The sequence below is a fragment of the Brevibacillus sp. Leaf182 genome (assembly GCF_001423865.2).
GTDB lineage: Bacteria > Bacillota > Bacilli > Brevibacillales > Brevibacillaceae > Brevibacillus > Brevibacillus brevis_C.
The window spans coordinates 303,389-320,417 of record NZ_LMPN02000033.1; the positions used below are offsets into that span (position 1 = coordinate 303,389).

Below are 17,029 nucleotides of genomic sequence, written 5' to 3' on the forward strand. Positions count from 1 at the left end.
AAAGCCGTCGTTATACCACGATACACAGGTTTGTACCATAGTATATGGGGACGAGTCGTATGATAGTACGAAAAACTGTCCGAGCTGTAACTAGTCGTTTGTCGATTCTTCTGCTTTTCCGAATAGCGCTGATGCTTCCAGTCGCGCTTCTTCGATATCAAGATTGACAGGCGGTTCTGGTAAATCCCCCAGTTCCCGTAAACCAAAATGCTCCAAAAATTCTTTGGTGGTCGCGTACAAAATGGGACGTCCGATCCCCTCTGCTCTCCCCGCTTCACGAATGAGTTGTTTGGATAAGAGGGTGTTCAGTGCTTTTTCGCATTTAACGCCACGGATTTCTTCAATCTCCGAACGGGTCAGGGGCTGCTTGTACGCAACAATGGCGAGAGTCTCCAATGCTGCTTGGGATAGGGTTGACTGACCTGGCGATGTTGCTAGCCGTTCAAAATAGGGTACATGCTCGGGCAGAGTGGTCAACTGATACGCTTTTGCCACTTCCACGATTTGAATACCGCGTCCTGCCCGGCGGAAGTCAGCTTTCATGTCTTCGATCAAATCGATGACCTCTTCTTCCGACACCTCAGTGATTTCACTGATTTCTTTGGCATCGATTCCTTCATCACCCGAGATGAACAGCAAGCCCTCGATTACGCCTTTCAGCTTGTCATAGTCCATCGGTATGGGCTCCTTCCGTTCCGTTTTCACATATGATGATGTCTTGAAACAATTGATTTTGTACACAGGTAATGTGCTTCGCCTTCATAAGCTCAAGCAAGGCGAGAAAGGTCGTCACAATCTCTGTACGCGTCGCCCCTTGAGTAAACAACTCAGAAAACCGAACCATCCCACCGCTGCGTACCGCTTGACGTATCTCTGTCATCCGATCCTTGATGGAGATCTCGTCACGCGACACCTTGGTTATCGGTTCTTTTTCTTTCGTTTTCTTTACCAGCTTTTCCAGCGCGTTGATCAAATCGTAGAGGGTCACATTGGTTACGGTATGATCCTCTTCACGCGCATAAGGGGATAAATTTTCTGCGGGACGCGTAAAAACTTGATTACGACCGATTTCCATTTCTCGCAAGTTCTCAGCAAGCATTTTATAGCGCTTGTACTCCAACAGACGCGCAACCAGTTCTTCACGCGGGTCTATCTCGTCTACATCCATATCGAGGAACTGCTGAAAGACATGCTCCTCCTTTTTCGGTAACAGCATCTTGCTTTTAATAGAGAGGAGCGTAGCCGCCATGACTACGAACTCACTGGCCACATCCAGTTGGAGCTCTTGCATCTTGTCAATCGTCGCGAGGTATTGCTCCGTAATTTCCGCTATCGGTATGTCGTAGATGTCCACCTCAGCCTTGTCGATCAGATGGAGCAACAGATCGAGTGGTCCCTCAAAGGAATCAAGTTTGATGCTGTAAGCCAAAAGTCGTCCCTCGTTTCCGTTAGATGAACACGCTTAATATGTTCACTGCAATCTGTTGAATCCAGGTGCTTACAATAGCAAGCGGAATCCCGAAAATGGTAGAGCTGACACCTGGAATGAAAATCAGCAAGAGCAAGATCCACGGTCCGTAAACCTCATAATGATAATACTTCGCATCCCAACTGCGCGGAGACAAGAAGCGCAATATTTTGTAGCCATCCAACGGTGGGATCGGCAAAAGGTTAAAGACAAACAGTGCCGCATTGATGATGATACTAAATTCAAGCGTTGTCTCAATGGCAAAGACTGCTTTTTCATTCATCCCTACCAAGACTCCCGAATATTGGACCAGTATGTATCCGATATAAAACAAGATCGACAAAATAAAGTTAATGATCGGTCCTGCTACCGATACATACACAATCCCTAAACGCTTGTTCCCGCGAAAATGAAGAGGATTGATCGGCACTGGCTTCGCCCACCCAAATGGACCAAACAGAATCAGAATCAAACCAAACGGATCAATATGCGGGATTGGATTTAATGTTAAGCGGCCCTCCGATTTCGCCGTATTGTCACCCAGCTTCCAAGCGACAAAGGCATGCGCCCATTCATGCAAAGTGAAAGCGATAACGAACGCAATTAAGCGAAACGGTACCGTTTTCCAATCAAAGTGAAAAAGATCCATTGCTTCCTCCAATCATGCGCGTTCAAAAAGTCATCTTTTTGAACATCCCCAGATAAAAATCGTCTATCTTCTAGCATACCAGCAGATAGATAGGCTTACAACCCCATTCAAAACTGCCCCAACATGCACTCTGACGAAAAAACACCGATAAGGTTTCCCTCATCGGTGTTCATTTCACGAAACTTTTATTCGCCTACTTTAACTGTACCCATTTTATCGCCTTGTTTGATTGCATCAACGTGTTCCAAACCGGAAGTGACGCGACCAAAAACAGTATGTACACCATCGAGATGAGGGAAAGAATCGTAGCAGATGAAGAATTGGCTTCCGCCTGTGTCTTTTCCTGCGTGTGCCATGGACAGGTAACCGCGTAGATGTTTGTGTGGGTTTCCTTTTGTTTCACATTTGATGGTGTAACCAGGGCCGCCTGTACCTGTTCCGTAAGGGCATCCGCCTTGTGCTACGAAGCCAGGGATAACACGGTGGAAGGACAGACCGTTGTAGAAGCCTTCGTTAGCCAATTTTTCAAAGTTTGCTACTGTGCCTGGAGCTTCTTGATCGAACAGCTCCAGCTCGATTTGGTTACCATTTTCCATGGTGATGAGCGCTTTTTTCATATGTTGAGCCTCCATACCTTGTAAAGTTAACGTACCCATTCTACCATGGAGAACGATTGACGTCCAATTTATCCCTCGATGCGAATCTGCTCTTCGCCAGGTAACTCACAGTCGGGAATAAAAACAGTCCCCGTCCTCGCCTTTGCCATCATTTTCACGTACGCTGCCTTCTCTGCAACTTGTTCCGCACTGGTGTACTTCCCTGCATATAAGACGACACCTGCCATCGACATCGAGAGCTCCTGACCGTCCCCCATTCTGCGCTTTTCATAAATGTCCGAAAAGTACGGCGTAAAAGCATCCATGATAAACAAGACAACATCATTCGCACATTGTGCTGTCGTAATCAGGATAAAATCATCTCCGCCAATATGGCCAATGAAGTCAGACCCGCTTCCGTACCATTTCGCGGCTTCCCGCAACAAGTTCGCCGTTCGAACGATAATCTGATCACCCACTTCAAACCCGTAGCGGTCGTTAAACCATTTGAAACGGTCAAGATCACAGTAGATGACCACCTGATGATCATTCCGTTTCAGCCGTTGATTCAATTCTCTTTCAATCTGCACATTCCCCGGCAATCCTGTCAGCGGATTGGCAGAGCTCGCTATCTCGAGCTTTATGGAGGCCATTTTGTCCAACAGCTTCTGCACGGTAACGATACCGATGTACTCGCCATTCTCATCAATAATAATGACCACATCATACAAATGATAAGCATCTCTGGCCATTGCCCGCTTCGCTACCTCGTCCAACTTGTCGTCTTTCGTAGCTTTGAGCGGGTTGGTATTCATAATTTGAGAAACGGGCCTTTCATAATACAACGCGATTCCGTATTGACCACCTAGAATTTGATACAGAGAAAACCGCATGACAAGTCCAACCGGTATGCCATTCTCCAACACTACCACGCTTTCAATGCGCTGATTGTGTTCAAAAATTTCATGGATGCGTCTTACTTTCTCGTGCTTTTCAACACTGATTGTCTTCGTCAAAATTTCCGTCATAGCCGGAGTGGGCAGCGTTTGTTCTGCTTCTTGCTCAATCCGCCTTTCCATTGTAAACCGCAGAAAGTTCATAGCCTTTCCACATAGCTGCGCCATCCCTTTGTCCGGCTTGCCTAAATAGTAACCCTGTCCATAGATGACACCGACATCCATGAGTGTTTCCAGCTCACGCTCCGTCTCGATCCCTTCTGCTATGATTTTGCAGTTCACTTTGTCAGCAAAGGATACAAACGTCTCCAACAACGCCTGCTTAATCGGGTCGACATCGATATTGCGGATCAATGACATATCGAGCTTAATAAAATCTGGATAGATTTCTGTAATCGATTCCAAGCTGGAGTACCCTGCTCCCGCATCATCTACGGCAATCATATAGCCTTGCTTGCGGTACTCCTCAATGATTTTTCGAAAGGCAGCGTAATTTGTAATCGCGTGGCGCTCTGTGATTTCAAAAACAATGTTTTGTGGCGTCAGTTCATACTCTGCCAAAAGCATCTGCACTTTTCCACGCAACAGAAACGGATCGTCAATCGCCCGTGGGTCCAAATTGATAAATAGTTTTTCATGCGGCTTCAGGTAGCGGATATGCTCCAATGCCCGCTTGCGACATATATGCTCCAAACGAAACACAGTATCCGTCTCTTGTGCATAATCAAACAAGGCAGCGGGAGTTGCAAAGAGACTGTTGACCGGTCCTCGTGCTAATGCCTCCCATCCCAAAGCTTCGCCATTTGGCAAATGAATGATCGGCATGAAATGCATCTGCACGTTTTCTTCTGCAAGCAGCTTGTGAAATTGTCTGATGTGCGTATATTTTTCGGAGGTAATCCCATACTTGGCCATATGTACAGCATGTTTGACAGAGGTGTACATCTCTTTTACGATATCTTCTCCGATGATTTCCGCATAGCCGATATGGACACGAAGCTCCTCACGATTGACGAAGCTTACTTGTCGATTTAACTGTCGTTCAGCCAACTCCTGAAAATGAATCGATAGCATTTGACAGTCTTCCTCACTCATCATTTGCGAAAAGGAAGTGTAGATCGCAAAATCATCTCCCCACAGCTTTTGAATCGCGATGATTCTCCCTTTAATTTCAAATGCTTGACGAGCTACAGTTGGCAAAATACTTTCAAATATATGAAGAACTCTCTTGGCACTCGTATCGCCATAGCGTTGCTCTACCTCTGTCAGCTTGACGATATCTATATAAAACATGACGACTTTTTTCTCTCTCTCCACTTCTTGCCGAATCATCGCCTTCATCCATTGGCGTTTGTCCAATGAAATATAGGGTATCCGTCGAAACCGCTTTATTAGAGTCGACAACATGATGAATCGCTCCCCCTCACCCTTTCATTATGCCGAGAAAACATTAAGCAATCATGAATGGGAGATGAAGGAAATACAAAACCTTCCCAAACGATCGGGAAGGTTTGTTCATTTTTTATGAAGTTTAGCGCATAAGCTGCGCGCGTTTTGGCAAAACATCGTGACCAACTACTTCTGCGTATGTTTCGCGTCGCACGACCACTTCTGCTTCTCCGTCCTTGACAAATACAACAGCAGGACGAGCGATTCGGTTGTAATTGTTCGCCATCGAATAACCATATGCACCTGTGCTTGGAACTGCGAGAATATCACCCGCCTGTGCTTCTGGCAGCTTCACATCCCAGATGAGCATATCCCCTGACTCACAGCACTTCCCTGCAATCGAAACAACTTCTGTGGCAGTTGCATTCATTTTGTTCGCAATCGCTGCTTCGTATTCTGCATCGTACAAAGCCGGTCGCAGATTGTCTGTCATGCCACCATCGACCGCAATATATTTCCGGACATTAGGAATGTTCTTTTGCGATCCAATTCGGTACAAGGTTGTCCCTGCATCCCCTACAATACTCCGACCTGGCTCGATCCAAATCTCAGGTAGAGGAATCGCAAGCGCTGTGAGCTCTTGGCGAACGATATCTGTAATGGCTTTGATATACGTTTCCGCTGGCTGCGGTGTATCGCCTTCTACATACCGAATACCGAATCCGCCTCCTACATTCAGCACTTCAGGGAGGAATCCAAGCTTTCCTTTTGCTTCGCCCAACAGTTCTGTCAATCGTTTGACAGCAACGAGGAAGCCTTCTGTTTCAAAAATTTGTGAGCCAATATGACTATGAACTCCCAATAAATGGAGATGATTGCTTTCGTGAGAGAATTGAATCGCCTCAAGTGCCTGGCCGTTTTGCACGTCAAAGCCAAACTTGGAGTCGATCTGCCCTGTAGAAATGTATTCATGCGTATGAGCTTCTACACCCGGTGTGACACGCAAGAGAACGGAGACCTTTTCATTCCGCTCTTCGGCCAATTGCGCCAAGATGTGCAACTCATAAAAGTTGTCCACAACGAAGCAGCCAATTTTGGCATCTAGCGCCATGATTAGCTCATCAATAGATTTGTTGTTGCCATGAAAATGGATGCGTTCTACGGGAAATCCAGCTTGCAGAGCCGTGTACAATTCGCCGCCAGATACTACATCGAGTGACAAGCCTTCCTCTTCAATCAACTTGCACATCGCCATCGTGCAAAACGCTTTGCTCGCATAAGCAACCTGGAAGGAAAAACCCGTATTGTGAAACGCATTGACAAATTCCCGGCATTTGGTGCGAATTTGTTGTTCGTCATACACATATAAAGGTGTTCCGTAAGTAGCTGCTAGCTGTGTCGTATCACAGCCTCCGATTTCCAAGTTTCCTTGTTCATTCACTCGACTTGTCCCGTGTAAGTACATGTTTCGTTTCCTCCCCAATTCATTCGCACCGATGATGTATATAGACAACCTTTTATAGAGAAAGGCAACCAACAAGGAGCGTCAGTTGCCATACAGAAACTTTTGTTCGTAAGGCTTCCCTACAATTTACTACAAGGCTGTGCGTTTGACAATGGGTGATGTCATCCGTTTTCAGAATATTATTGCCGAGAGGAATTTTGTGAGCGAACGATACTCGGCCTGTTGTTTTTGCTGGGCACAGCCAGCCGTACCATAATGTCCTTCATCCCTTTGTAGTTGAATGGAATGAACGGCCATAAGTAAGGCGTATTGAGCGAACGGGTGGAAGCCAAGAAAATCAGGATGAGCGTAAGTCCGATCATCAGTCCCGTTGTGGAGAAAAAGCCCACCATGAGAATCAGAAACAAGCGAATCAGTCGATTGGCCAAGCTCAACTCATAACTGGGAGTCGCGTACATCCCAATTGCCGCCACTGCCAAATACAAGATAACCTCGGGTGCAAGGAGTCCTACCTTGATCGCCACATCCCCGACCAGAATCGCGGCCAATAAGCCTACAGCAATCGAGAGCGGCGCTGGCGTGTGAATGGCGGCCATCCGCATCAAGTCCAGACCGACCTCAGCAATCAAGAATTGTGCCAAAATAGGGATGCTCCCCATCTTCTTGATCCCCAGGAAGTGAAGTGGCTCCGGTATCATGGAAGGGTGCATGACCAAAAGCAACCAGATCGGCAAAACAAAGACGGAAGCAAAGATTCCCAAAAAGCGAATCCAGCGCAGATAAGCACCGATTACCGGTGTTTGTCGATACTCCTCCGCATGCTGGACATGATGAAAATAAGTGGCGGGTGTGATCATGACACTCGGCGAAGTATCCACATAAATCAGTACGTGACCTTCCAAAAGATGTACAGCAGCCACATCGGGACGCTCTGTATATCGTACTAACGGGAAAGGGTTCAAAGTCTTTCCAATGATAAATTCTTCGACGGTTTTTTCCGCCATCGGTATCCCGTCTATCTGGATGTTTTGTAGACGCTCTTTTAACGTTTGGACCAGCTCTTCATTCGCTACATCATGCAAGTAGGCAACTGCAACGTCTGTCTTGGTACGCTCCCCAATCTGCATGATTTCAAATCGGAGCCGTTCATCACGTATTCTTCGGCGGGTAAGAGCTGTATTGGTTACGAGTACTTCTGTAAAACCGTCATGCGCTCCACGCACGATTCTCTCCGTATCTGGCTCCTGCGGTGTGCGATTCGGCAGGATTTTGGCATCGAGGATAATAGCGTGGGGAGATCGGTCAATGATCAATCCTACTTGACCGACGAGCAATTTATCCATAAATTCGTCTGTCGTTTCCACCTTACTGAGCTGAAAGAAAGGGATGAATTTGTGGAACAACTGGTCGAAAGCGTCGTCCGCCAGCTCCCGGTCACGCACATCGTTCAACTCACGCATGACCTGTGAAATCAGCAAGCTTTCTGCGAAGCCATTTATGTAATACAACAACATACGTGTATGACCCACATAAAAATCGTGAACCCCAATATCAAAGCTCTTACCGACACCAAGTCTGTCGTTCAAATACCTCTGATTCTCTTCAAGATAAGTCGAGATGGGATGCCGTTTTTCCGTGACTTGTGCCATGAGCGCCGCTCCTTTCCATTATCCACTGCACCGCTCTCATCGTTATAGGACAACCGTTTTGCAAACTATCTCTGCCTTCCATTTTGCCTATATCTCCAATGCCGATGACATTCGGTATATGCAGGGAATTCAAGATGTCTACCGTATCTCCATAAATATGATGCTGAAGCTGCTCGTCTGCGTATCCATCCTTGTCCACGGCTTCGTCTACAATTTGTCCTTGGTTGTTTACGGAATAAGCGACAGTCGCACCCTTGACCCAGTGTGTATTCGAGGCTACTGCAATCGCACCGATTACTTCGATATCAGGATGCTTCACCACGTATTCGAGTGCTCGTTCCCCTCTACCCTTGCCGTAATCTCCGTTGTCATCGAACATGACGATGACAGGATCATATGGTGTCATTTTAATGAGCTCGACCATCTGATTGCCTCGCAGCGGAGTCGGATTCCCGGCAGACAGTGATATACATCGACCACCAAATTGCTTGGCGACATTCTCGATAACTTTTTGGGCAATATGATCTCCGTCTGTCACCAATATGACTTTCCGGCGTACTGTGTCCATCCTAGGTCACCGCCTTTTATTGCCTGGACTTACCCTTTGGGTTTAAAGATGAGTGAGGCAAAAAATCCGAATGCAATCGCAGCCGATATACCCGCACTCGTGACCTCAAAAATCCCCGTTGCCACACCGATCAACCCATGTTGTTCAGCCTCGCTGATGGCTCCATGGTACAAAGAATGACCGAAGCTCGTAATCGGTACAGTCGCACCTGCACCTGCGAAATCAATAAACTTGTCATACACCCCGATAAAATCGAGAAAAACTCCTGCCACAACCAGCGTACTCATGACATGAGCAGGCGTTAACTTGCCAACATCCAGAAGGAGCTGACCTACTACACAAACCAAGCCCCCTACGACAAAAGCAATCAGGTACTCCATCATTTTCCTCCTTCAAGTGCAACCGCATGGGCGATGCATGGTATCGAATTGCCCTGCTGATAGCTCACCGGGCTTAAGAGGGCTCCCGTGGCGCAGACCAAGACGTTTTTCAGTAACCCACGGTTAAGTTGATCCAAAATGTAGCTATACGTGACCACTGCACTGCTGGCACAACCGCTCCCGCCTGCAAATACATCCTGATCGGGGGAGTAAATCATCATTCCGCAATCATTGTAGACTTGATCCATGTCGTAGCCTTCTGTCAACATGAGCTCCTTTAGAATCGGAAACCCGACAGATGCCAGATCACCGGTCACGATCAAATCATAGGATTGTGGAGAACGCCCCGTATCTTGAAAATGCGTCTGGATCGTAGAAGCAGCCGCTGGCGCCATGGCCGTCCCCATGTCAAACGGGTCTTTAATCCCCATATCCACTACTTTTCCCATCGTCGCATACGTAATGCGCGGACCAGTTCCCCCTATCCCAACCAATCCCGCACCGGCTCCTGTCACTGTCCACTGGGCGCTTGGCGGCTTCTGGCCTCCATATTCCGTGGGATAACGATACTGCCTTTCCGCTGTGGCATTGTGGCTACTACAAGCAGCAATCGCCCTGTTCGCATAGCCTGCGTTTACCAAAGCCGCCGCATTTGCTAGTGTCAGCATTGAGGTAGAACAAGCGCCGTACATGCCCAAAAGCGGAATCGCCACCTTTTCTGCTGCAAAGTTGGTGGTGATGTTCTGATTCAACAGGTCACCGGCGAGAATGATATCCACATCCTTGCCCGTGATCCCCGCCTTTTGCAGCAAGGTGTTGACTGCATCCTCCATTAACTGGCGTTCGGCGTCTTCCCACGTCTGTTGGCCTGCATACATATCGTCGTGGATCTTATCAAACAAGTGTGCCAGCGGCCCTTCTCCTTCTTTTGGTCCCACAGCAACTGCCGAGCTTTGCAAGCGCACATTTTGATCGAAGTGCCAGGTTTGCCGATTGACTCGTTTCACTGGTTGATTGTTTGACACCGACAGCCCTCCCTTAGAAAAACATGTTGATCAGGCTCTTTAAAATTCCCGCAATGAAAGCAGCAACAACCCCAAATACAATGACCGATCCAGCAAGCTTAAACATATTTCCCCCAACACCCAGAACATACCCTTCGCTCCGATGTTCGATGGCAGCAGAAGCGATCGAGTTGGCAAAGCCTGTAACAGGCACGGCTGATCCTGCTCCTGCATACTGCCCGATATTGTCATACACACCTAACCCTGTCAGCAAAACGGATAGAAAGATAAGCGTCGCAACGGTCGGATTGCTTGCCGTTTTCTCCGTAAAACCGAAAAAGGTAATATACATATTTTGAATGGCCTGACCCAACAAACATATGGTCCCTCCTACCCAGAAAGCACGAAACGAGTTAAGCAGAACATTTCGTTTGGGCTGGAACTTGGAAGCCTGCTGTTGATACAGTTGCTTGGTCATCTGCATCGATCCGGGGTTTTTGGATTTTGTTTTGGTTGCCATGCCCTTTCACTCCCTTTGTAAGCTTTCTTCCTATATCCTTCCTTTTTCTAAAGATGCCTATGAATAGTGGTATTTACCATTTCACAGATGAAGCAGCCATTGCAGTAAGGAACCCGTCACTTTTCCCAACACCACTGCCATCAACAGAAAGAGAAGACTGCCATCCATGTGGATTCGCTTCGCTAATATCGGGAAGACATTCAGTACCTCAGTTAAGCCTGCGGCGAGTGTCCCCACAAATATCCCAGCAAATATCCCGTAAATCGAAGAAACGATAACGGGCAAATGAGCACCCCAGTGAAAAAAATCAATGAACGTAAAAAAAAGCGCTCCTGCCACCAAGGCCCATTCCAGCGAGCGGATATATCGATGAGCATTCGTTAATTGTGTCAACCTCGGAATGATGTCGAGAACGGTAATAAACGCGACCAGCCCGCTCCCTACTGCAAGACCTCCACCTAGTCCGATCAATATAAGCAACAAGCACTTGATGACGCTCATTTCTTCGTCCGTTGGTTTTCCTTGTTTTCATTTTGTATGTAGTATTGATCAAGGCTTTGCTGATACATAAACAATTCCACTTCTAACGGACTAGGTTCTTCGTTGATTTTTTTCTGGAAGATATGATTGAAAAACAGAATCATCCCCAATCCGATCCCGATGGAGTAAGGAATTTGCATCCACAAAGGCTGACTGCTTTTTTCACCTGTAATTAAATAGTAGATTCGCTCGTGAACCTGCATCATACTGACATCGGTATGGAAATTCATGATCGCCAAGCCTGAGCCAATGAACAGCAGAAGCCACACCATCGCCACCAAAATCGGGTTCGCTTTCTTTCGAGGATTGAGTACCTCCACAATAATTTGGGGAGCACCCTGGACGTCCAATTCCACGTCGGGATAGACAGAACGCAGCCTTTTAATCACCTGCATAATATCGATAATGATCAAATTGCCATCCGTTGGCGTTGTCTGGTAAATGGGCATCCGCTTTAACGCTTCCTCGCGCTCTCCATCCCAGTAAAGCTGGCAAATGTCCCCAAGCGTAATCATGGCTTGTGGCTTTACGGCCAATCGCTTTCTCAGGCGCAGAAACAACGCGTCTTTCATGGTACCTTCCCCTTCCATCACATACCTGATTATTCGCTAGTATGTGCCGAGCCACAAAACCCATGCAAATAAACGGAAATGAACAAAACACCCCAGCCACGTAGTGACCGGAGTGTTTGTATTAGTTAATGCTCAATTTGGTCTTTGATCGTTTGCAAAATGCGCTTCTCGAGGCGCGATACCTGTACTTGCGAGATTCCCAGCCTTTCCGCTACTTCCGACTGTGTCTGATCCTTGTAGTAGCGCAGGTAGACAATGAGCTGCTCTCGCTCGCTCAATCGACTGATCGCATCCTTGAGGGCAATTTTTTCAAACCATTTGTTGACCCCTTCATCCGCAATCTGATCGATCAACGTAATAGGGTCCCCGTCATTTTCAAAAACCGTTTCATGGATGGAAGAAGGTGCCCGATTCGCTTCTTGTGCAAACACGACTTCTTCTGGCGTAATCCCCACCGCGTCCGCAACCTCAGCAATCGTGGGTGCGCGACCGAACTGCTTGTACAGCTCATCCTTTGTTCGTCGTACCTTATTGGCTGTTTCTTTGAGTGATCGACTTACCTTGACTGTACCGTCATCGCGTAAGAAGCGTTGAATTTCTCCAATAATCATCGGCACTGCATAGGTTGAGAATCGCACATCATAGGAGAGATCAAACTTGTCTACGGCTTTCAAAAGGCCAATACAACCGATCTGAAACAAATCATCCGCTTCGTATCCACGGTTGATAAAGCGCTGGACGACAGACCAGACCAGTCGAATATTGCTGTTGACTAAAAGCTCTCGTGCCTCAGTGTCTCCAGCTTGGCTTTTGGCGATTAGCTCTTTTACTTGGTCATTGGTCAGAAATGGTTGACTCGCGTTTTTGATATCGGCACCCATTGGCACTACCCCTAATTTTGCAAGGCTTTGGCAAACGCCAGGCGTTTGGTGAGGCGCACAGTTGTTCCTTTACCCACAACCGTTGCCACTTCCAAAGAATCCATGAAATTCTCCATTATCGTAAAGCCCATTCCAGAGCGCTCAAGCTCCGGTTTCGTCGTATAGAGTGGCTGCATGGCCTGCTCCACATCCTCAATTCCTCGTCCATTATCTTCCACAATCAGATCAATGCTGTCCTCTTGAATTCGCACAGAGATTTGTACCACACCCTCTGGATTTTCGTCATAACCATGAATAATGGCATTCGTAACAGCTTCGGATATAACGGTTTTGATTTCTTCCAGCTCGTCCATCGTAATATCGAGTTGGGAAATGAAGGCTGCGACTGCTACACGTGCGAATGCTTCATTTTGGCTCAATGCTGCAAACGACACTGACATAAAGTTACGCTGTACCATCATTACGCCACCCCCAGAACATGCAAAGCATCCGCTTCATTTTCGCGAAACTTGATTACCTTGAATAACCCGGACATCTCAAATATTCGATAGATTGTAGGGTTGATCGAGCAGACGTACATATCTCCAGATCGGGCAGAAATCTGCTTGTATCTTCCCAAAATAACTCCGATACCAGAGCTGTCCATAAACGTCAAATCAGCCAGACTCAGCACAATATGGCGTATAGTAGAGGTACGCAAAAGATCATCCGCCTTCTTGCGTAACTCTTCTGCCGTATGATGATCCAGCTCACCCTGCAAACGGATCACCAGCACGTCCTGCCGTGTCTCCATCGCAACTCGTAAACTCATAGCTGACCCACTCCTTCTCCCTTGATAGAAACTCTCTTTCTTCCTCGGCGAAACCAATTCCTGCCAGCCGACAAAAGAACAAAAAAATCGAGCAGCCGCGCCATTCCATTCGGGGCAACTCGATTCTTTTCGCGCTCATGCTGTCTGTCAGTAGCTAATCAAAATGCTCTTGGTGGTTCGCTTAAGAATCTCCCACATGTTGGCTTTATCTACCTGATCTTCTGGGATCAGATCGATTCGATTTACTTCTTTGCCATCTTTCGTGCGGATGAAAATGTGGCCGATTACTTGGTTCTTTGCTATAGGAGCGTGAACCGCCTCATTGATGACAATTTCCTTTTGGAAGGTATCGGCTGATTCTCCTTTTTTCATCAACAAGCTAACAGCATGTGGTGTAACCGCATTGATCTGCGCTTTCTGACCTTTATCCACAACAAGTGCACGAACAGCTTCCCCCTTTTTGTACATCGGCGTCACCTGAAAGTGCGTGAATGCGTAATTGAACATGGTCGATACTTCATTGTTGCGGGTTTTTACATCAGGCTCACCCATCACGACTGCAATGACGCGCATGTTGTCGCGTTTGGCAGTCGCTGTTAAACAGTATTTCGCTTCGCCTGTGTACCCTGTTTTCAAACCGTCCACCCCTTCATAAAAACGCACCAGCTTGTTCGTATTCACAAGCCAGAAGGGGCTCTCTGTATCTTTTCGCAAATAGTCTTGGTACGTACCAGTGAACTTCGTGATGCCTTCATGCTTTAAGAGCTCGCGTGACATGATCGCAATATCTGCTGCCGAAGAGTAGTGATTCGCGGCAGGAAGCCCATTGGAGTTTACAAAATGTGTATTTTTCATGCCGAGCTGCTGTGCGCGTTCATTCATTCGCGCGACAAAACTCTCTTCTGTCCCAGCCAAGTGCTCGGCCATCGCTACAGAGGCATCATTCCCAGAAGCAATCGCAATCCCTTTCATCATGTCCTCTACCGTCATTTCTTCACCGGGCTGTAGAAAAATTTGCGACCCGCCCATCGATGCTGCTCTTTCACTTGTTCGAACCTTATCGGTAAGCTTAAGCTCTCCCCGTTCCACCGCTTCCATGATCAAAAGCATGGTCATTACTTTGGTGATACTGGCGGGTGGCATTTTTTCATTGGCGTTCTTTTCATACAAGACTGTTCCCGTATCCGCTTCAATCATCACTGCGGATGAAGCTTGTGGGGCAAAATGATTGTCACCCTTTTGCTGTCCAGCCTTTTCTTTGGCAATCGCCATCGGAGAAAAGATGGTTAAGCACATAACGAAGCATAGAGCGAGGTATCCATTCCGTTTCATAGCAGTCTCTTCCCTCCATTCATGGTTTTATTCTCACCATCATGAAAGGAAAATATTCACACAAAAACGGCAAGATTATCTTCTGGAAAGCACATCCGGTTTCACGAAAAAATCCCTTCCGCTACTAGCAGAAGGGACACTTTCTTAAATGACGAATCGGCTCACATTTTGCGTTAGCTCATCCGCCATTTTTTTCAATTGCTCTACGTTTTCATTAATGCGTGCAATCGAATTCAATTGTTCATCCACTGTCTCTACCACACCTGAGATGGAATCACTAATTTCATCCGACATGGTGGCAAGACGTTGCATGGAGTTCGTCACAACCTGATTACCTGCCGCCATCTCTTCCGAGGTCGCTGTCATCGATTCGCTCTGCTCTGCAGCCGCTTGAATCTCTGCCACGATATTTTGGAAAGCAGTTCCCACAGACTCTACGGACTGCAAGCCTCCACTCACCATGGTAACGATCTCGTCCATATGCTTGCTCATATCCATTGCCTCATCATTGATCGAATGGGCAATGGCAGCGATACGCTCCGAGAAGGAGCTGCTTTCCTCTGCGAGCTTGCGAACCTCGCTGGCAACTACCGAGAAGCCTCGTCCAGCATCTCCAGCGCGGGCAGCCTCAATGGCAGCATTCAACGCCAACAAATTCGTTTGCGAAGCAATACTCGTAATCATTTCAACGATACTCGTAATTTCACGAGCCCGCTCACGAAGATTGTGCATCTGCCCAGCAGTACGTTCTACCTCACCAGTAGCACGTCTCACCGTATTAATTACGTTTTCCACTAACTCCATTCCGCCTTGCGCTCTCTCAAAGGTACGGGTCGTGGCAACCGATGTAGATTCGGCAGCCACAGCCACCTGTTCAACGCCTTCCGATATTTCCGAGACGGTGTTGGCCGTCGCTTGCACTTCATTCGTCTGCGTAGAGACGCGTTGGGCAATCGTAGAGATATTATCCGTAATGACGTTAATGGCTCCTTTGTTTTCTTGCGCAAATAGAGTCAGCTCATCTGTCGCTACATTCAGTTGTGTAGCTTGTCCCTGTACAAGGGCAATCAGCTTGCGGAGTTCAGCCGCCATGTCATTCATTTTGCGGCCAACCATAGCCAGCTCGTCATTGCCATTTACTTTTACGTTGATATTAAAATGTCCGGCGCCGATTTGATCCATATCCTGTGCTATCGCGAACAGAGACAGTCGAATCCGATTCGCAAACCACCAGATCGCCCAAACCGAAAGCCCGATGATCGGCAAGCTGAAGAGCACGAAGTACAGCCACATTCCGTCTACTTCACCGTATACCTCGTCCGTTCCCGTGGACAAAACGACATTCCATTTCAACATTGGGATCGGTGCAAAAGCTGCAAATGAATCGATTCCATGATCCGAGTACAGCAAACTGTTACTCGTCTCATGCTGCATTAGAGCAAGCATCTCTTCATAATCTTTGTCACCAGCCAGCACGAGCTTGTTGTTGTTATTCGGATTTTGATGGGCCACAACCAAACCATCCTGGCGAACGACAAATGCGTAGCCATTCTCCATGAAAGAGATCTCAGGAATCTTTTGAATCATTTGGTCAATTGTAAAGCCAACAACGAACAACCGGCTCGTATCATCGGCCTTTTCCCCTATGGGTGTCGCAATATAAAGAAAACTCTTGTTGCTGCCTTCAACGATTTCTTCATCAGAAATGACCAAGGATTTCGTGGTTAACGCTCTTTGGAAGTATTGCTTTTGCTTGAAGTCAATCTCGTTTGTCCCGGTCAAGGAATACAGGGATTTCCCGGAAGCCGTGTCGATCAAATAGATTCTGGAAACTTCTTTATGCGCCTGGCGCAATAGAGTAAACTGCTCCATGATAAGCGGCTGCAGATCTGTCATCATCACACGTTTGGTTGCTGCCGATTTGGTGGAGTTCACAATCGCTTGTAAGTCATCTTCCATACTATTCGCATGCTGGTCAGCCAGCATTTTCGCTTGATTAGAGGTTATGCTAAACAATGTTGATTTCGAGAAGGAAAGGGCTATGTATTGCAAAGAACCGATAATAATAAGTACAAGAATTAGACCAAACACAATCATCTTTGTAGCAAGAGAGCCTTTTAGCTTTTCCGTTACTACTTGGCTAGTCAGGTTCACTTTTTTTATGAGATTCGAAATTCCCTCCTTCTTTTTCCATCGTGGCGACAAAAATTTACTCATGCTACTTGCCCCCTTTATCACTGCTACCATTT

18 protein-coding genes are annotated in these 17,029 nt (G+C 47.1%); all 18 read right to left on the reverse strand.

The window, feature by feature from the left end; genetic code table 11:
- Positions 1-90: 90 nt before the first annotated feature.
- Entirely contained in the window at positions 91-675 is a 585-nt protein-coding gene (scpB, locus tag ASG16_RS25370) for an SMC-Scp complex subunit ScpB (protein ID WP_048032593.1), read from the reverse strand.
- Positions 665-1,429, reverse strand: coding sequence for a segregation/condensation protein A (locus ASG16_RS25375; protein WP_048032592.1), 765 nt, complete (start codon positions 1,427-1,429; stop codon positions 665-667). The genes scpB and ASG16_RS25375 overlap by 11 nt, the downstream gene beginning before the upstream one ends.
- 19 nt (positions 1,430-1,448) lie before the next feature.
- Positions 1,449-2,117, reverse strand: coding sequence for a site-2 protease family protein (locus ASG16_RS25380; protein WP_048032591.1), 669 nt, complete (start codon positions 2,115-2,117; stop codon positions 1,449-1,451).
- A gap of 185 nt (positions 2,118-2,302) precedes the next feature.
- A complete protein-coding gene (locus tag ASG16_RS25385; RefSeq protein ID WP_016739980.1) occupies positions 2,303-2,734 on the reverse strand; it encodes a peptidylprolyl isomerase in 432 nt (143 codons plus the stop codon).
- Positions 2,735-2,802: 68 nt separating this feature from the next.
- Complete coding sequence (locus ASG16_RS25390) at positions 2,803-5,076, reverse strand: GGDEF domain-containing protein (RefSeq protein ID WP_056492679.1); 2,274 nt, start codon at positions 5,074-5,076, stop codon at positions 2,803-2,805.
- Positions 5,077-5,200: 124 nt separating this feature from the next.
- Positions 5,201-6,523, reverse strand: a complete 1,323-nt coding sequence (lysA, locus tag ASG16_RS25395; RefSeq protein WP_056492676.1) for a diaminopimelate decarboxylase — start codon at positions 6,521-6,523, stop codon at positions 5,201-5,203.
- 179 nt (positions 6,524-6,702) lie between these two features.
- Positions 6,703-8,172, reverse strand: coding sequence for a spore germination protein (locus tag ASG16_RS25400; protein ID WP_056492673.1), 1,470 nt, complete (start codon positions 8,170-8,172; stop codon positions 6,703-6,705).
- Positions 8,126-8,740, reverse strand: a complete 615-nt coding sequence (gene spoVAEA / locus ASG16_RS25405) for a stage V sporulation protein SpoVABEA (RefSeq protein ID WP_056492670.1) — start codon at positions 8,738-8,740, stop codon at positions 8,126-8,128. The genes ASG16_RS25400 and spoVAEA overlap by 47 nt, the downstream gene beginning before the upstream one ends.
- Positions 8,741-8,769: 29 nt before the next feature.
- Complete coding sequence (gene spoVAE / locus ASG16_RS25410; RefSeq protein ID WP_007724093.1) at positions 8,770-9,120, reverse strand: stage V sporulation protein AE; 351 nt, start codon at positions 9,118-9,120, stop codon at positions 8,770-8,772.
- Positions 9,120-10,145 (reverse strand): stage V sporulation protein AD, encoded by a 1,026-nt coding sequence (gene spoVAD / locus ASG16_RS25415; RefSeq protein WP_056492668.1) that lies wholly within the window; start codon positions 10,143-10,145, stop codon positions 9,120-9,122. The genes spoVAE and spoVAD overlap by 1 nt, the downstream gene beginning before the upstream one ends.
- Before the next feature lie 13 nt (positions 10,146-10,158).
- Positions 10,159-10,644 carry a stage V sporulation protein AC gene (spoVAC, locus tag ASG16_RS25420; RefSeq protein WP_007724098.1) on the reverse strand — a complete coding sequence of 162 codons (486 nt, stop codon included), beginning with the start codon at positions 10,642-10,644 and terminating at the stop codon, positions 10,159-10,161.
- An 81-nt stretch (positions 10,645-10,725) separates the two neighbouring features.
- Complete coding sequence (locus ASG16_RS25425; protein WP_056492665.1) at positions 10,726-11,145, reverse strand: stage V sporulation protein AB; 420 nt, start codon at positions 11,143-11,145, stop codon at positions 10,726-10,728.
- A complete protein-coding gene (locus tag ASG16_RS25430) occupies positions 11,142-11,756 on the reverse strand; it encodes a stage V sporulation protein AA (RefSeq protein WP_056492662.1) in 615 nt (204 codons plus the stop codon). Before ASG16_RS25430 ends, ASG16_RS25425 begins: the two co-directional genes overlap by 4 nt.
- A 125-nt stretch (positions 11,757-11,881) precedes the next feature.
- Positions 11,882-12,637 carry an RNA polymerase sporulation sigma factor SigF gene (gene sigF, locus ASG16_RS25435; RefSeq protein WP_005827375.1) on the reverse strand — a complete coding sequence of 252 codons (756 nt, stop codon included), beginning with the start codon at positions 12,635-12,637 and terminating at the stop codon, positions 11,882-11,884.
- An 11-nt stretch (positions 12,638-12,648) separates the two neighbouring features.
- Complete coding sequence (gene spoIIAB, locus ASG16_RS25440; RefSeq protein ID WP_007724107.1) at positions 12,649-13,098, reverse strand: anti-sigma F factor; 450 nt, start codon at positions 13,096-13,098, stop codon at positions 12,649-12,651.
- Positions 13,098-13,448 carry an anti-sigma F factor antagonist gene (gene spoIIAA / locus ASG16_RS25445; RefSeq protein WP_048032580.1) on the reverse strand — a complete coding sequence of 117 codons (351 nt, stop codon included), beginning with the start codon at positions 13,446-13,448 and terminating at the stop codon, positions 13,098-13,100. The genes spoIIAB and spoIIAA overlap by 1 nt, the downstream gene beginning before the upstream one ends.
- Positions 13,449-13,595: 147 nt before the next feature.
- Positions 13,596-14,780 (reverse strand): D-alanyl-D-alanine carboxypeptidase family protein, encoded by a 1,185-nt coding sequence (locus ASG16_RS25450; protein WP_048032579.1) that lies wholly within the window; start codon positions 14,778-14,780, stop codon positions 13,596-13,598.
- Positions 14,781-14,924: 144 nt separating this feature from the next.
- Positions 14,925-16,997, reverse strand: a complete 2,073-nt coding sequence (locus ASG16_RS25455) for a methyl-accepting chemotaxis protein (RefSeq protein WP_056492659.1) — start codon at positions 16,995-16,997, stop codon at positions 14,925-14,927.
- Positions 16,998-17,029 lie beyond the last annotated feature (32 nt).

What these genes read in the sequence shown, in the direction of transcription:
- ASG16_RS25450 (WP_048032579.1), bottom strand. Translation starts at nt 14,780, where the DNA reads ATGAAACGGAATGGATACCTCGCTCTATGCTTCGTTATGTGCTTAACC.
- spoVAC (WP_007724098.1), bottom strand. Translation starts at nt 10,644, where the DNA reads ATGGCAACCAAAACAAAATCCAAAAACCCCGGATCGATGCAGATGACC.
- spoIIAB (WP_007724107.1), bottom strand. Translation starts at nt 13,098, where the DNA reads ATGATGGTACAGCGTAACTTTATGTCAGTGTCGTTTGCAGCATTGAGC.
- ASG16_RS25425 (WP_056492665.1), bottom strand. Translation starts at nt 11,145, where the DNA reads ATGAGCGTCATCAAGTGCTTGTTGCTTATATTGATCGGACTAGGTGGA.
- lysA (WP_056492676.1), bottom strand. Translation starts at nt 6,523, where the DNA reads ATGTACTTACACGGGACAAGTCGAGTGAATGAACAAGGAAACTTGGAA.
- ASG16_RS25390 (WP_056492679.1), bottom strand. Translation starts at nt 5,076, where the DNA reads ATGTTGTCGACTCTAATAAAGCGGTTTCGACGGATACCCTATATTTCA.
- ASG16_RS25385 (WP_016739980.1), bottom strand. Translation starts at nt 2,734, where the DNA reads ATGAAAAAAGCGCTCATCACCATGGAAAATGGTAACCAAATCGAGCTG.
- scpB (WP_048032593.1), bottom strand. Translation starts at nt 675, where the DNA reads ATGGACTATGACAAGCTGAAAGGCGTAATCGAGGGCTTGCTGTTCATC.
- ASG16_RS25455 (WP_056492659.1), bottom strand. Translation starts at nt 16,997, where the DNA reads ATGAGTAAATTTTTGTCGCCACGATGGAAAAAGAAGGAGGGAATTTCG.
- sigF (WP_005827375.1), bottom strand. Translation starts at nt 12,637, where the DNA reads ATGGGTGCCGATATCAAAAACGCGAGTCAACCATTTCTGACCAATGAC.
- spoVAEA (WP_056492670.1), bottom strand. Translation starts at nt 8,740, where the DNA reads ATGGACACAGTACGCCGGAAAGTCATATTGGTGACAGACGGAGATCAT.
- ASG16_RS25430 (WP_056492662.1), bottom strand. Translation starts at nt 11,756, where the DNA reads ATGAAAGACGCGTTGTTTCTGCGCCTGAGAAAGCGATTGGCCGTAAAG.
- spoIIAA (WP_048032580.1), bottom strand. Translation starts at nt 13,448, where the DNA reads ATGAGTTTACGAGTTGCGATGGAGACACGGCAGGACGTGCTGGTGATC.
- spoVAE (WP_007724093.1), bottom strand. Translation starts at nt 9,120, where the DNA reads ATGGAGTACCTGATTGCTTTTGTCGTAGGGGGCTTGGTTTGTGTAGTA.
- ASG16_RS25380 (WP_048032591.1), bottom strand. Translation starts at nt 2,117, where the DNA reads ATGGATCTTTTTCACTTTGATTGGAAAACGGTACCGTTTCGCTTAATT.
- ASG16_RS25400 (WP_056492673.1), bottom strand. Translation starts at nt 8,172, where the DNA reads ATGGCACAAGTCACGGAAAAACGGCATCCCATCTCGACTTATCTTGAA.